The sequence below is a fragment of the Puniceibacterium confluentis genome (genome assembly GCF_007923445.1).
GTDB lineage: Bacteria > Pseudomonadota > Alphaproteobacteria > Rhodobacterales > Rhodobacteraceae > Puniceibacterium > Puniceibacterium confluentis.
Window position 1 is genome coordinate 66,779 of the sequence record NZ_VOJI01000001.1, and the last position, 13,111, is coordinate 79,889.

14 protein-coding genes are annotated in these 13,111 nt (G+C 58.8%); 7 read left to right on the forward strand and 7 right to left on the reverse strand.

All coding sequences use genetic code 11. The features are described 5' to 3' along the window. Window positions 1–29 precede the first annotated feature (29 nt). From rph to hemW, 3 genes are read left to right on the forward strand one after another with little or no spacing between them, the layout of a single operon-like run. Window positions 30–743 (forward strand): ribonuclease PH, encoded by a 714-nt coding sequence (rph, locus tag FOY53_RS00300; RefSeq protein ID WP_146584502.1) that lies wholly within the window; start codon window positions 30–32, stop codon window positions 741–743. Beyond that, window positions 740–1,348 carry an RdgB/HAM1 family non-canonical purine NTP pyrophosphatase gene (gene rdgB, locus FOY53_RS00305; RefSeq protein ID WP_146584504.1) on the forward strand — a complete coding sequence of 203 codons (609 nt, stop codon included), beginning with the start codon at window positions 740–742 and terminating at the stop codon, window positions 1,346–1,348. The genes rph and rdgB overlap by 4 nt, the downstream gene beginning before the upstream one ends. Continuing rightward, a complete protein-coding gene (gene hemW, locus FOY53_RS00310; protein WP_146584506.1) occupies window positions 1,345–2,511 on the forward strand; it encodes a radical SAM family heme chaperone HemW in 1,167 nt (388 codons plus the stop codon). Before rdgB ends, hemW begins: the two co-directional genes overlap by 4 nt. Here hemW and FOY53_RS00315 read toward each other — a convergent pair. The 6 genes from FOY53_RS00315 to rho are packed head-to-tail and all read right to left on the reverse strand — an operon-like array spanning window position 2,508 to window position 9,324. Continuing rightward, a complete protein-coding gene (locus FOY53_RS00315) occupies window positions 2,508–3,434 on the reverse strand; it encodes a ParB/RepB/Spo0J family partition protein (protein ID WP_146584508.1) in 927 nt (308 codons plus the stop codon). The two genes, hemW and FOY53_RS00315, sit on opposite strands and share 4 nt — an antisense overlap. A gap of 14 nt (window positions 3,435–3,448) precedes the next feature. Beyond that, window positions 3,449–4,258, reverse strand: coding sequence for a ParA family protein (locus FOY53_RS00320; protein WP_146584510.1), 810 nt, complete (start codon window positions 4,256–4,258; stop codon window positions 3,449–3,451). Next, window positions 4,251–4,874: a 16S rRNA (guanine(527)-N(7))-methyltransferase RsmG gene (rsmG, locus tag FOY53_RS00325; protein WP_146584512.1), complete on the reverse strand. Its 624-nt coding sequence runs from the start codon at window positions 4,872–4,874 to the stop codon at window positions 4,251–4,253. Before rsmG ends, FOY53_RS00320 begins: the two co-directional genes overlap by 8 nt. Beyond that, entirely contained in the window at window positions 4,871–6,739 is a 1,869-nt protein-coding gene (gene mnmG / locus FOY53_RS00330; protein WP_146584514.1) for a tRNA uridine-5-carboxymethylaminomethyl(34) synthesis enzyme MnmG, read from the reverse strand. The genes rsmG and mnmG overlap by 4 nt, the downstream gene beginning before the upstream one ends. A 12-nt stretch (window positions 6,740–6,751) precedes the next feature. Beyond that, window positions 6,752–8,035 (reverse strand): tRNA uridine-5-carboxymethylaminomethyl(34) synthesis GTPase MnmE, encoded by a 1,284-nt coding sequence (mnmE, locus tag FOY53_RS00335; protein WP_146584516.1) that lies wholly within the window; start codon window positions 8,033–8,035, stop codon window positions 6,752–6,754. A 17-nt stretch (window positions 8,036–8,052) separates the two neighbouring features. Further along, on the reverse strand, window positions 8,053–9,324 hold the full coding sequence (rho, locus tag FOY53_RS00340) for a transcription termination factor Rho (RefSeq protein WP_146584518.1): 1,272 nt from the start codon (window positions 9,322–9,324) through the stop codon (window positions 8,053–8,055). Between the two features lie 541 nt (window positions 9,325–9,865). Here rho and FOY53_RS00345 point away from each other — a divergent pair. The 4 genes from FOY53_RS00345 to dnaQ are packed head-to-tail and all read left to right on the forward strand — an operon-like array spanning window position 9,866 to window position 12,570. Next, window positions 9,866–10,465 (forward strand): Maf family protein, encoded by a 600-nt coding sequence (locus FOY53_RS00345; protein WP_146584521.1) that lies wholly within the window; start codon window positions 9,866–9,868, stop codon window positions 10,463–10,465. Continuing rightward, a complete protein-coding gene (locus FOY53_RS00350; protein WP_146584523.1) occupies window positions 10,462–11,295 on the forward strand; it encodes a shikimate dehydrogenase in 834 nt (277 codons plus the stop codon). Before FOY53_RS00345 ends, FOY53_RS00350 begins: the two co-directional genes overlap by 4 nt. Next, a complete protein-coding gene (gene coaE / locus FOY53_RS00355; protein WP_146584525.1) occupies window positions 11,292–11,885 on the forward strand; it encodes a dephospho-CoA kinase in 594 nt (197 codons plus the stop codon). The genes FOY53_RS00350 and coaE overlap by 4 nt, the downstream gene beginning before the upstream one ends. Beyond that, window positions 11,878–12,570 (forward strand): DNA polymerase III subunit epsilon, encoded by a 693-nt coding sequence (dnaQ, locus tag FOY53_RS00360; protein ID WP_146584527.1) that lies wholly within the window; start codon window positions 11,878–11,880, stop codon window positions 12,568–12,570. Before coaE ends, dnaQ begins: the two co-directional genes overlap by 8 nt. 7 nt (window positions 12,571–12,577) lie before the next feature. Here the strand turns inward: dnaQ and secB are convergent, their stop codons facing one another. Beyond that, window positions 12,578–13,096 (reverse strand): protein-export chaperone SecB, encoded by a 519-nt coding sequence (gene secB, locus FOY53_RS00365; RefSeq protein ID WP_146584529.1) that lies wholly within the window; start codon window positions 13,094–13,096, stop codon window positions 12,578–12,580. Window positions 13,097–13,111 lie beyond the last annotated feature (15 nt).

A 13,111-nucleotide genomic window follows, 5' to 3' on the forward strand; every position in this document is an offset into this window, starting at 1 on the left:
CCCGCGATGCAGCAGATAAGGGAAAAACCATGCGACCTTCAGGACGAAAACTAGATCAGATGCGCGCCGTGTCCATCGAAACCGGTGTAACGAAGCATGCCGAAGGATCCTGCATGATCCGGATCGGGGACACCCATGTTCTCTGCACCGCCACCATCGAAGACCGTGTGCCGCCGTTCATCAAGGGGTCCGGCCTGGGCTGGGTCACGGCAGAATACGGCATGTTGCCGCGGTCAACCACCAGCCGGATGCGTCGGGAAGCCGCCAGCGGCAAACAGGGCGGCCGCACGGTCGAGATTCAACGTCTGATCGGGCGATCCCTGCGGGCCGGCGTTGACCGCGTCGCCATGGGCGAGCGGCAGATCACCATCGACTGCGATGTGATCCAGGCCGATGGCGGCACGCGCTGCGCGTCGATCACCGGCGGCTGGGTCGCGTTGAAGCTTGCCGTCAACAAGCTGATCAAGGCGCGCGAGATTGTCAGCGATCCGCTGATCTCGCCGGTCGCGGCGGTCAGCTGCGGGATCTATGCCGGACAGCCGGTTCTGGATCTGGATTATCCCGAAGACAGCGAAGCCGGTGTCGACGGCAATTTTATCCTGCGCGGCGATGGTCAGATGATCGAAGTGCAGATGTCGGCCGAGGGTTCGACCTTTTCGCGCGTCCAGATGGGGCAGTTGCTGGATCTGGCCGAAAAAGGCGTTGCCGAACTGGTTGCCATGCAGATGAAAGCGGTCGCATGACCCGCAAGTTCGACGGCAAGAAACTTTTGGTGGCAACGCACAATGCCGGAAAGCTGGAAGAGATTGCAGACCTGCTGAAGCCCTTTGGCGTTGAGGTGGTGGGCGCGGCTCGGATGGGGCTTTCGGAACCTGAGGAAACCGGAACGACATTTGCCGAAAACGCCCGGATCAAGGCCCATGCCGCGGCCAAGGCCACCGGACTGCCCGCCCTGTCAGACGATTCCGGGATCGAAATCGACGCGCTGGACAAGGCACCCGGAGTCTACACCGCCGACTGGGCGGAAACCGGCTCTGGCCGGGACTTTGTCATGGCGATGCAAAAGACGCATGATCTTCTGGAGGCCAGGGGTGCCCCTGCCCCGCGGACAGCCCGGTTTTGCTGCACGCTTGTCCTTGCCTGGCCAGATGGTCATGACGAAGTCTTTCCCGGCGTGATGGAAGGTCAGGTTGTCTGGCCGATGCGGGGTACTCAGGGGCATGGCTATGATCCGATCTTCCAGCCCGCAGGCCATGACAGGACATTCGGCGAAATGGATCGTCAGCTCAAGAACAAGATCTCGCACCGGGCTGACGCTTTCGCAAAGTTTGTGGCGGGGTGCTTTTGAACGCCCGATTTGACGAGGACTGGCGGCACGGCGGCTTTGGGCTTTACGTCCACTGGCCGTTTTGCGAGGCAAAGTGTCCCTACTGCGATTTCAACTCACATGTTGTCGCCCAGGTTGATCAGGCACGCTGGGCACGCGCGCTGGTGCGCGAAGTTGAGCGGGTTGGTCGCCTGACGCCCGGACGGGTGCTGAATTCGGTATTTTTCGGCGGCGGCACACCCAGCCTGATGGCCCCCGAAACCGTGGCGGCAGTTCTGGATGCCGTGCGGCGCACCTGGACCCTCGCGAATGACATCGAAATCACGCTCGAGGCCAACCCGCGTTCGGTTGAGGCGGGACGCTTTCGGGGATTCGTCGAAGCCGGCGTGAACCGGGTGTCGATGGGCATTCAATCGCTGCGCTCCGATGATCTGAGGCGTCTGGGGCGACTTCATACCGTGGCAGAGGCGAGACAGGCGTTTGATGTCGCCCGGTCGGTCTTTGACCGGGTAAGTTTCGATCTCATCTACGCCCGACAGGATCAGCGCCTCGAAGATTGGCGGGCCGAATTGGGCGAAGCGCTGAGCATGGCCGTCGACCATTTGTCCCTCTACCAGCTGACCATCGAACAGGGCACGGCCTTTCATGACCGCGCGAAGCGGGGCGGCCTCAAGGGCCTGCCCGAGGAAGGTCTTGCTGCGGATATGTACGACCTGACGCAGGAGCTTTGCGAGGCCGCCGGGATGCCTGCCTATGAGGTTTCCAACCACGCGCCTTCGGGGTCCGAGTCCCGGCACAATCTGATCTATTGGCATTACGGCGACTACGCCGGCGTGGGTCCGGGGGCGCATGGGCGGATGACCATTGACGGCATCAAATATGCCACCGAGGCATGGACCGCGCCCGGAAAATGGATCGAACAGGCCGAAGCCGGTTCCGGAGACCAGGTCTTTGACCCGCTTTCAGGCGCAGATCAGGCAGGGGAATACATGATGATGGGCCTGCGCGTCACCGAAGGCATAGATGTTGATCGCCTTCGGCGTCTGTCACCGAAGGCGTTGCCCGAGAATACCTGCCGATCATTGGAAGACATGGGTCTCTTGTGGCGCGGTGATGGCCGACTGGGCGTGACCAAACAGGGTCGGTTGTTACTGAACTCCGTGATCGCAGAGCTCTTGCCCTAACGACCGGAACTCAGGATCATGCAAAGCGCGTCAAGCTGTTCGAGCGTGTCGTAACTGATCGTGACCCGCCCGCCCTCTTGACCCGGCGCATGATCGACCACCACCTTCATTCCCAGGGTCGCGGACAAATCGCCTTCCAGGGCTTTCGTATCCGCATCCTTGTCGGACCCATATGCCCCCTCTGACCGCTTGCGCCGTGGACGGTTTGGATCCGCCGCTTCCGACGCAGACCGGGAAAGCTTTTCGGTTTCCCGAACAGACAGCCCGCGCCTCACAACATTCTCGGCCATCTCGGAAGGATTGGGCGCGGTGATCAGCGCCCGGGCATGTCCGGCGCTCAGGGTTCCATTCACCACGTGGGTCTGAATTTCCTCCGGCAGATTGAGCAGACGCAGCAGGTTGGCGATGTGGCTGCGGCTCTTTCCGAGCGCTTCGGCAAGTTTCTCCTGAGTGTGGCCGAACCGCGTCATCAGCTGCCGGTAACCCGCCGCTTCTTCGATTGCATTCAGGTCTGCACGCTGAATGTTCTCGATAATCGCAACTTCCAGAACTTCGGTGTCAGAGAAGTCACGGATCAGCACCGGCACTTCGTGCAATTGTGCCATTTGTGCAGCGCGCCACCGTCGCTCGCCAGCGACGATTTCATATTCATCCTCGGTGCTGCCGGGCCGCGGCCGCACGATCAATGGCTGGATCACACCCTTGGTGCGGATCGAATCCGCCAGTTCACCCAACTGTGCTTCGGTGAAACTGCGGCGAGGCTGATCCGGGTTCGGAACAATCCGCTCGACCGGAATCATGCGGTCGGGACGTCGTTTGTTGTCAACGCCAACTTCGCTTTCGACCGCGCGCGGTTCCACATCAGCCATGAGGGCGGACAGGCCACGACCAAGGCCACGGCGGGGTTCTCTTTTCTCAGACATTTTGACCCACTTTCCTAGGCGGCAATTTTTGCGTTTTTCTTCAGAAATTCCTGCGCCAGGGCGCGATAGGCCAATGCACCCTTGGAGGTGCTGTCATAAGCCAGAACCGGTAGAGCGTAAGATGGCGCCTCGCTCACCCGAACGTTGCGCGGAATGACGGAGGTGAACACCAGATCGCCAAGATTGGCGCGGGCATCAGCCTCAACCTGTTGCGACAGATTGTTGCGCGCGTCGTACATGGTCAGAACGACACCTTCGATTCTGAGATCGGGATTGGCGGACTGGCGGATTTCGCGGATGGTCAGCATCAATTGAGATAGCCCCTCGAGTGCGAAAAACTCGCTCTGCAGGGGCACCAGAATTGAATGCGCGGCCACCATGGCGTTGACTGTCAACAGGTTCAGAGACGGAGGGCAATCAATCAGAATGTAGTCGAAGCCAAACGCATCAATGGCCGTCTGCCGCAGGGCGTCGTGCAGCAGAAAGCTGCGCTTTTCGTTCGAAATCAATTCCATGTCGGCTGAACTAAGGTCGACCGTCGCCGGGATGAGAAAAAGCCGATCCGTGTCGGTTTTCTGAATGACATCCTCGAGGTCGATGTCTTCCAGAAGAAGCTCGTAAGTGGTGTAATCCCGATTGTCCGGAACAATCCCAAGGCCCGTCGACGCATTGCCCTGCGGATCAAGATCGACAACGAGGATCTTGAGCCCCTCTTCTGCCAAAGCGGCACCCAGATTGATGGTGGTCGTCGTCTTGCCGACGCCGCCCTTCTGATTGGCGATCGCGATTATCTTTGGTCCGGCAGGACGGGTCGGATCAGACATTGGCAAGCTCTCCGATTTGCAGGATCACAGCATTTGGGTCGGTTTGACTTGTATGCTCTACCAAGGAAAATGACCATGCATTCCGTGCGGCGCCAAGCTCATTTTTCCAGGTTGCGCCCTTGGGAAACAGCGCAGTGCCATCCTTGCCGAGGTGACGGTGGGCATAGCCGCAAAGCCCCTCAAGATCTGTCAGTGCACGCGCGCTGAGGATGGTTGCAGACAAGGGCGGGACAACTTCTATGCGCTCGGAGAGCACTGTCGCTTTGACGCCGGTTTCCCGCAGAACTTGCCGCAGAAAAGTGGATTTTCTTTGGTCACTTTCAACAAGTGTCACGCGTCGCTGGGGGTCTTTTTCTCGCGAAAGAATTGCGATGACCAATCCAGGAAAGCCGCCGCCGCTGCCCAGATCCACCCAGTGCGCTGTTTTTTCCGGCGCAAGGTCATATAGCTGGAGGGAATCCTGTACGTGCCGGGTCCAGACATCCTTCAGGGTGCTCTGCGAGACGAGGTTTATACGCCGATTCCACTTGAGCAGCAGCGCGACGTATTTTTCCAGGGTCGCTACTGTTTCACGTGAAACATCTCCAAGCGCCGCGTCAGCAGAAGTTGGAGTCATGCAGATTTCCTTTTGTCGAACTGACGCAACTTGGCCAGAATCAAGGTGAGTGCAGCCGGAGTCATTCCGTCAATGCGACCTGCCTGCGCAAGGTTGGACGGGCGCGAGCGTGACAACTTCAATTTCAGTTCATTGGACAGGCCATCAATCGCGTCGAAGGCAAAATCCTGCGGAATTTGCAAGGACTCCTCTTTCTTCAACGCCGTTATGTCTCGTGACTGCCGTTCAATGTAGTGCACGTAAAGCGCGTCCCGCTCCAGCTGCGTGCGGATATCATCCTCGACTCCAGAAATTTCCGGGTCATGTTCGGCAAGGACGGCGAACGTGACGTCGGGAAACGCAAGCAACTGATACCCCGAACGGCGGGCGCCGTCCTGACTCACCGGGATGCCCATTTTCTCAATGTCACTCGACTTATAAACCCTGCCCTCGAGCAAGGCCCGGCCGGCGCTCAGTCTGTCCATCTTGTCGAGGAAGAGACGCTCGCGATCTTCGCCAACGCAACCAATCTCAAGCCCTTTCGTGGTCAGCCGTTGATCGGCGTTGTCCGCCCGCAGCGACAACCGGAATTCGGCCCGCGAAGTGAACATTCGGTAAGGTTCGGTCACGCCGCGCGACGTCAGATCGTCAATCATCACCCCGATATAGCTGTCAGATCTGCTGAACAGGATTGGTTCTTTGTCTGCCGCGTGCTGGGCGGCGTTCAGCCCCGCAACCAGCCCCTGGGCCGCGGCTTCCTCGTAACCTGTCGTCCCATTGATCTGGCCTGCCAGAAAGAAACCCGGAACGTCTTTGACTTGCAGTCTTAAATCCAGCGCCCGGGGATCAACATAATCATATTCGATCGCATAGCCTGGCTGCAGTATTTTGGCGTTGCTCAGTCCTTCTATCGAACGCACATAAGCCTCTTGCACATCCACCGGAAGGGATGTGGAAATTCCGTTCGGGTAAACAGTGGTATCGTCCAGCCCTTCCGGTTCCAGAAAGATCTGGTGCGAGGTTTTCTCTGCAAAACGCACAATCTTGTCTTCGATAGACGGGCAATAGCGTGGGCCGATGCCCTCGATATGGCCGCCGTACATCGCTGACCGCGAGAGATTTTCACGGATGATATCGTGAGTCTTCTCGTTGGTATGCGTGATTCCGCAGGAGATCTGCCGAACCATCGGAGTCTTGTTCAAAAAGGAAAACATCACTGGGTCGTCGTCACCGGGCTGAGTCTGCAAACTTTGCCAATCAATTGTTCCCCCGTCCAGACGTGGGGGGGTGCCGGTTTTCAAACGGCCAAGCGGAAGTTTCAGTTCGTCAATGCGTGCCGCAAGCCGCACAGACGGGTTGTCGCCCATGCGTCCCCCGGGGCGCGAGACATCACCGATGTGGATGACACCGCGAAGAAATGTCCCGGTTGTCAGCACAACCGCGCGCGCGTTTATCCTGATGCCGCTTGCAAGCAGAACGCCCGAAATCTTGTGATCCACGGTCAGAAGATCAACAACTTCACCTTCCACAATGTCCAGGTTCGGGTGAGCTTTCATTTCGTGGAGCATTGCTGTGCGGTAAATCTTGCGATCAGCCTGAGCCCGGGGACCCTGCACAGCCGGTCCCTTGCGACGGTTCAGAAGGCGGAACTGAATCCCGGCTTGGTCTGCCACCCGCCCCATGACGCCGTCCATGGCGTCGATTTCACGCACCAGATGGCCTTTGCCAAGCCCTCCGATTGCCGGATTGCAGGACATCACTCCGATGCCAGAGCGTTTGAGTGTGATCAACGCCGTCCGCGCGCCCATCCGTGCGGCGGCATGGGCTGCTTCGCAACCGGCATGACCGCCACCGATCACGAGAACATCGAATTCCAAATGTTTCACGTGAAACACTCCTCACTTACCCAGGCAAAAACTCGCAAAGATCTCGTCCAGCAGCATCTCGACATCGACACTCCCGATCAGCGCGCTTAGTCGGCGAATCGCTACTCGGATCTCTTCCGCCGCGATATCATAACTGTCAGGACCATCGGCAACCACAGCAGATGCGACGGCAAGCGCCTGTCCGCCTTCACTCAGCGCCAATCTGTGGCGCTCCCTGGTCACGAGGCTCGCCCCGGACGCTCGTTCAGAAAGTTTTCGCTGAACTTCGCTCACCAGAAGATCGAGCCCCTGCCCGGTTTTACCGGATATACCGCGCCCGTCCGACCGCAGGTCAGCCTTGGCCTCGAGGATGATGTCATCAGGTTCGGCGGCCATATCGGGTTGCGTTCCGGCCTCAACCAGAAAGACCCGCAGGTCCGCCGCGGCCGCTCTGTCGCGTGCGCGAGCAACACCCAAGGCTTCGACCGCATCCACGGTTTCACGAATCCCGGCTGTATCCAACAAGGTGACTGCCAGCCCACCCAGGTCCATCCGGACCTCGATCACATCCCGTGTTGTGCCGGCAACGTCCGACGTGATCGCCGCGTCCCGGCCCGCGAGCGCATTCAGCAGGGTGGATTTCCCGACATTGGGCGCACCGACAATCGCAACCTCGAACCCGGAACGAATGCGCTCCGCGCCTTCGAAACCGGCCAGTTCCCGTCCAAGGGCCTCTTGAACACTGGAAACGAGTTCCAACACTTCAGGCGTCACATCGACCGGAACGTCTTCGTCTGCAAAGTCTATCACCGCCTCCAGCAAAGAGGCCGCACGAATCAGGTCCCGGCGCCACGCGGTGACACGCTGCCCCAGATCCCCGGAAAGCACCCGCAAGGCCTGACGTCTTTGGGCTTCGGTCTCGGACTCGATGAGATCGGCAAGGCCTTCTACCTGAGTCAGATCCAGACGACCGTTTTCCAGCGCCCGGCGGGTAAATTCGCCGGGTTCCGCCGATCTCAGACCGCTTTGTACGCTCAATGCCGCGAGCACCGCCCGCACGACAGCAACACTGCCATGCAGTTGGAACTCGACGACCTGCTCGCCGGTAAAGCTGTGCTTTTCCGGAAAACACAAGACCAGGGCTTCATCAAGATAACCGCCGTCCGGACCGGTCAGCCGACGCACAGCCGCGCGTCGGGGTTCCGGCAGGGTTCCGGCAAGCACGCGACCGGCGTCCCAGGCCAGAGGCCCGGACACCCGCACAATTGCCACACCCGATTTGCCCTGCGCCGTGGCCAGAGCGTATATCGTGTCCATCCCCTACCCCTAACAGGTCAGGTGTTCATCGAGTCGAAAAATTCCGAGTTGGTTTTGGTTTGCTTGAGCTTGGAGATCAGGAATTCGATCGCGTCAGTGGTTCCCATCGGATTCAGGATACGCCGCAGCACGAATGTCTTCTGAAGATCACCCTTATCGACCAGAAGCTCTTCTTTCCGGGTGCCCGACTTGAGGATATCCATTGCCGGGAACACGCGCTTGTCAGCCACCTTGCGATCAAGGACCAGTTCGGAGTTACCGGTGCCCTTGAACTCTTCAAAGATCACTTCGTCCATACGCGAACCCGTATCGATCAGCGCCGTTGCGATGATTGTCAGAGAGCCACCCTCTTCAATATTGCGCGCCGCGCCAAAGAAGCGCTTTGGCCGCTGCAAAGCATTGGCATCCACACCACCGGTCAGAACTTTACCTGACGAAGGCACCACAGTGTTGAAAGCCCTACCAAGTCTAGTGATTGAGTCCAAAAGGATCACTACATCTCGTTTATGCTCGACAAGCCTTTTGGCTTTTTCAATCACCATCTCGGAGACAGCGACGTGCCGTGTGGCCGGCTCGTCAAAGGTCGATGAGACAACCTCTCCCTTTACCGAGCGCTGCATGTCGGTGACTTCTTCCGGACGTTCGTCAATCAGCAGCACGATCAGGTACACGTCCGGGTGGTTCCGTTCGATGCTGGCGGCGATATTCTGCAGCAGCACCGTTTTACCGGTCCGCGGCGGCGCCACGATCAGTCCGCGCTGACCTTTGCCGATCGGGGCGACCAGGTCGATGATACGGGCCGAACGATCCTTGATCGTCGGGTCCTCGATCTCCATCTTCAACCGTTCGTCCGGATACAGCGGCGTCAGGTTGTCAAAGGCGATCTTGTGACGCGCCTTTTCCGGATCTTCAAAGTTGATGCGCGCCACATCGGTCAGGGCAAAATACCGCTCTTCGTTCTCGGGAGCGCGAATTTCACCTTCGATCGTGTCGCCCGTGCGCAATGAAAATTTGCGCGTCATCTCGGGGGAAACATAGATGTCATCGGGTCCCGGCAGATAGTTTGCTTCCGGAGAACGCAGAAAGCCAAAGCCATCCTGCAGCACTTCCAGCACACCATCTCCGAAAATCTGCCAGCCCTCGTCCGCCCGCTCGCGCAGGATCTGGAACATCATCTCGCCTTTGCGCATGGTCGAAGCGTTCTCGATCTCGAGTTCTTCCGCCATTGCCAACAGATCTTTGGGGCTTTTCGCCTTGAGATCGGCGAGATCCAGTTTTTCGATTTCCATGCAAACTCCTCACGGGATCAGCCGGGCTGTCCGTCACGTATCCATCTTCGGGAAAAAACACCTTCGGACGAAGGCGAGGTAAGCACTTAGGCGTGAAACGGACCAAAGTCAATCATGGGTCTCGAGGGAGGGTTCGATCGGTAAGGTCCCTCTTAAATTAGTATTAAGATAAAAGAGATGATGATGAAGTTAGGTCACGCCGAAGCTTGGGATAAGTCATTTCACCGCGATTTACCCCCAGAGCACGGTGCTGTGGGTAATTTCTTGGAAGCTTCTTGTTGAAACCGCCAGTTGTAAAAGTAACAGCATGATATCTTTATGATAATAAGAGACCGGTGCAAGGCTCAGCTTGTGCATAACTATGCGCAGAACTGTGAACCTCGAGAGTTTTCAAAGGTTTTGAGTTGTTCTTTTCCATAGCCTGAGAACACCGGCGAGCGATGCTGGGACGGTCGGTTTATCCCCCGTCTTGCAAAGGCACTGCTTTTTCCCCAGAACTGACACCGGTGCTGCCACCAGGGTTTTCAACGGGTTTGTCCACATGATGCAGGCGTTTGTCCTCGCTTCGGGATCGTCCATTCGGGCAGAATTGCTGCGCGCGGCCGGGGTGGAACATCGAATCGATGTACCCCGGATAGATGAAGATTCGGTGCGCGCGGCTCTTGCCAGCGAACAAGCCTCGCCTCGGGATCTGGCCGACACACTGGCAGAAATGAAAGCGCGCAAGGTCAGCGATCGCAATCCCGGTGCTTTGGTGCTGGGCTGTGACCAGGTGCTCGCCATCGACCGCGAGGTGTTCGGAAAACCCGCCGACATCGACGATGCCGGAAGGCATCTGCGTCGGTTGCGGGGGCAGAAACACACTCTGTTGTCTGCTGCTGTGCTGTACGAGAACGGAACCCCGCTGTGGCGCCATGTCGGGATTGCGCGGATGCACATGCGTGCCCTGTCCGACGCCTATCTGGACGACTACCTGAATAGAAACTGGAACAGTATCCGCCATTCCGTCGGCGGCTATAAGCTCGAAGAAGAAGGTGTACGCTTGTTTACCCGTATCGAGGGCGATCATTTCACCATACTTGGCTTGCCGCTTCTGGAACTGCTGAACCACCTCGTGCTGAAAGGAAGCTTGCCCTCATGAGCGCGGACCGGATCCCCCTGGCCGGAGTCATCGGCCACCCCATACATCACTCCAAGTCGCCGCGGCTGCATGGTCACTGGTTGCGCAAACACGGGCTGCGGGGGCACTATATCCCGATGGAAATTGCGCCGGACGACCTAGCAGACACCCTGCGGTTTCTGCCGAAGCTTGGCTTTGTCGGGTTGAACGTCACCCTGCCCTACAAGGAAAGGGTGCTGGAACTGGCGGACCTGGTCACGGACCGGGCGACTTTGATCGGCGCGGCGAACACGCTGATCTTTCGCCGCGACGGCAAGATTCACGCTGACAACACCGACGGATATGGTTTTATCGAAAATCTGCGTCAAAACGCACCGGACTGGATGCCCGAAGCCGGCCCGGCGGTTGTTCTGGGCGCCGGCGGGGCCGCGCGCGCGATTGTTGCCAGCCTGCTGGACAGCGGTGTTCCGGAAATCCGCCTGACAAACCGCACCCGTATCCGCGCCGACAAGTTGCGCGAGGACTTTGGTCAGCGTGTGCATGTGGTTGAATGGGTGCAGGCCGGGAATGTCATGGACGATGCAACGACTGTGGTCAACACGACCTCGCTGGGCATGGTCGGCAAGCCCGAGATGCGGGTGCCGCTGGATGGGCTTCGGCCCGGAACCCTTGTGACCGATCTGGTCTACACTCCCCTTCAGACCCGGCTGCTGCGGGTCGCCGCCGAGCAGGGCTGCACCTGCGTAGACGGTTTGGGCATGTTGCTGCACCAGGCGGTGCCGGGCTTTGAACGCTGGTTCGGGATGCGGCCGGAAGTGGATGAATCGACCCGGACTGCCGTTCTAGGATGAGGTTTCGCCTTGGATTGACCGGCTCCATCGGGATGGGAAAATCCACCACGGCGCGTCTGTTTGCAGACCTTGGCTGCGCGGTCTGGGATGCCGATGCGGCCGTGCACAGGCTGTATGGCCCGGGTGGTGCCGCAGTGGCACCAATGCAGGCCCTGTTTCCGGAGGCGGTGACGGATCAAGGCGTCGACCGGACCATCCTGCGAGACATCCTGGCTCGTTCACCCGAGTTGATCGGGAAGATCGAAGCCATCGTACATCCGCTGGTTCAGCAGGACCGGCTGGCATTCATGCACGCACACCCCGGGAAAATCGGGGTTTTTGACATTCCTCTGCTGTTTGAAACTGGTGGCGACGTTGGTATGGATGCGGTCGCATGTGTCACTGTTTCGCCCGAAATACAGAAAAAGCGGGTGATGGACCGTGGCACGATGAGCGAGAAGCAGTTTCAGCAAATCCTTGCCCGGCAGTACCCGATTGCAGAGAAGATTGCCCGGAGCGATTATGTGATCGAGACGGACACCCTTGAGCATGCCAGCGCCCAGGTGCAGGATGTTCTGGCGGATATCGAAAGGCGGCTGAACGATGCGTGAAATTGTGCTCGACACCGAAACCACCGGGTTCGACCCTGAATCCGGTGATCGGATCGTTGAGATAGGCGCAGTTGAACTGATGGGCCATATTCCGACTGGCAACATCTACCACCAGTACATAAACCCCGAGCGCATGATGCCGAACGAGGCATTTCAGGTTCACGGCCTCGGCGATGAGTTTCTGCGCGACAAGCCAAAGTTCGCGGCGATCGCGGACGCCTTTCTGGAGTTTGTCGGCGACTCGAAGATGGTGATCCACAATGCGTCGTTCGACATGAAATTCCTCAATGCCGAGCTGCGCTGGCTGGGCAAGCGCCAGTTGCCGTGGGAACAGGCGATCGACACACTGGCCATAGCAAAAAAGAAGTTTCCGGGCTCGCCGGCCTCGCTTGACGCCCTGTGCCGCCGGTTCAATATCGACAATGCGTCGCGGACCCTGCACGGCGCCCTGCTGGATTCTGAAATCCTTGCCGAAGTGTACCTTGAGCTTGTGGGCGGAAAGCAGCCGGATTTCGGGCTGTCGCAGGCGCGCAACGAGCCGAGCCAGGCCACAAACGCCGACGCGCAGTGGCGTCCGATGCCGCGCCCTGCCCCGCTGCCGGCCCGGATCACGGAGATGGAAAAGGCGGCACACGCCGCCTTTGTCGCCAAGCTTGGGGCAAATGCCCTGTGGTCAAAGGACTAGGGCGCGCTCAGGCGCTGCCAGCGGGAGCCTGTGCCTGTGCCTGCGCGGCCTGACGCCGGGCGATTTCGTTGCGATACAGAGACACGAAATCAATCGTTTCCAGGTTCAGCGCCGGGAAGCCGCCGTCGCGGGTGACGTCAGAGACGATGCGGCGCACAAACGGGAACAACATGCGCGGGCATTCGATCAAAAGGAACGGGTGCATCTGATCTTCGGGCACGTTCTCGATGTTGAAAACGCCGGCGTAGTCCAGTTCCAACAGGAACAGCTGGTCGCCCGAGCTTTTGGCCTTGGCGTCGACCTTGATCTTCATCACCACTTCGTACTGGTTTTCGACCGAACGTTTGCGCGCATCAAGGTTCACCTGAACCTGAACGTCCGGGGTCATTTCGCCGCCGGTGCCCTTCTGCGCAAGGATGTTTTCAAACGACATGTCGCGGATGAATTGCGCGAGCACGTTCATTTTGATCTGCGGGGCGGCGGTTGCGCCACCATCCGCACCGTTCGGTGTCGGTTCGTCGGCCATGTGTCTTCTCCCTAG

Coding starts and splice junctions, on each gene's coding strand:
- rph (WP_146584502.1), top strand. CDS start 30: ATGCGACCTTCAGGACGAAAACTAGATCAGATGCGCGCCGTGTCCATC.
- rdgB (WP_146584504.1), top strand. CDS start 740: ATGACCCGCAAGTTCGACGGCAAGAAACTTTTGGTGGCAACGCACAAT.
- FOY53_RS00315 (WP_146584508.1), bottom strand. CDS start 3,434: ATGTCTGAGAAAAGAGAACCCCGCCGTGGCCTTGGTCGTGGCCTGTCC.
- FOY53_RS00320 (WP_146584510.1), bottom strand. CDS start 4,258: ATGTCTGATCCGACCCGTCCTGCCGGACCAAAGATAATCGCGATCGCC.
- rsmG (WP_146584512.1), bottom strand. CDS start 4,874: ATGACTCCAACTTCTGCTGACGCGGCGCTTGGAGATGTTTCACGTGAA.
- mnmE (WP_146584516.1), bottom strand. CDS start 8,035: ATGGACACGATATACGCTCTGGCCACGGCGCAGGGCAAATCGGGTGTG.
- rho (WP_146584518.1), bottom strand. CDS start 9,324: ATGGAAATCGAAAAACTGGATCTCGCCGATCTCAAGGCGAAAAGCCCC.
- FOY53_RS00345 (WP_146584521.1), top strand. CDS start 9,866: ATGATGCAGGCGTTTGTCCTCGCTTCGGGATCGTCCATTCGGGCAGAA.
- FOY53_RS00350 (WP_146584523.1), top strand. CDS start 10,462: ATGAGCGCGGACCGGATCCCCCTGGCCGGAGTCATCGGCCACCCCATA.
- coaE (WP_146584525.1), top strand. CDS start 11,292: ATGAGGTTTCGCCTTGGATTGACCGGCTCCATCGGGATGGGAAAATCC.
- dnaQ (WP_146584527.1), top strand. CDS start 11,878: ATGCGTGAAATTGTGCTCGACACCGAAACCACCGGGTTCGACCCTGAA.
- secB (WP_146584529.1), bottom strand. CDS start 13,096: ATGGCCGACGAACCGACACCGAACGGTGCGGATGGTGGCGCAACCGCC.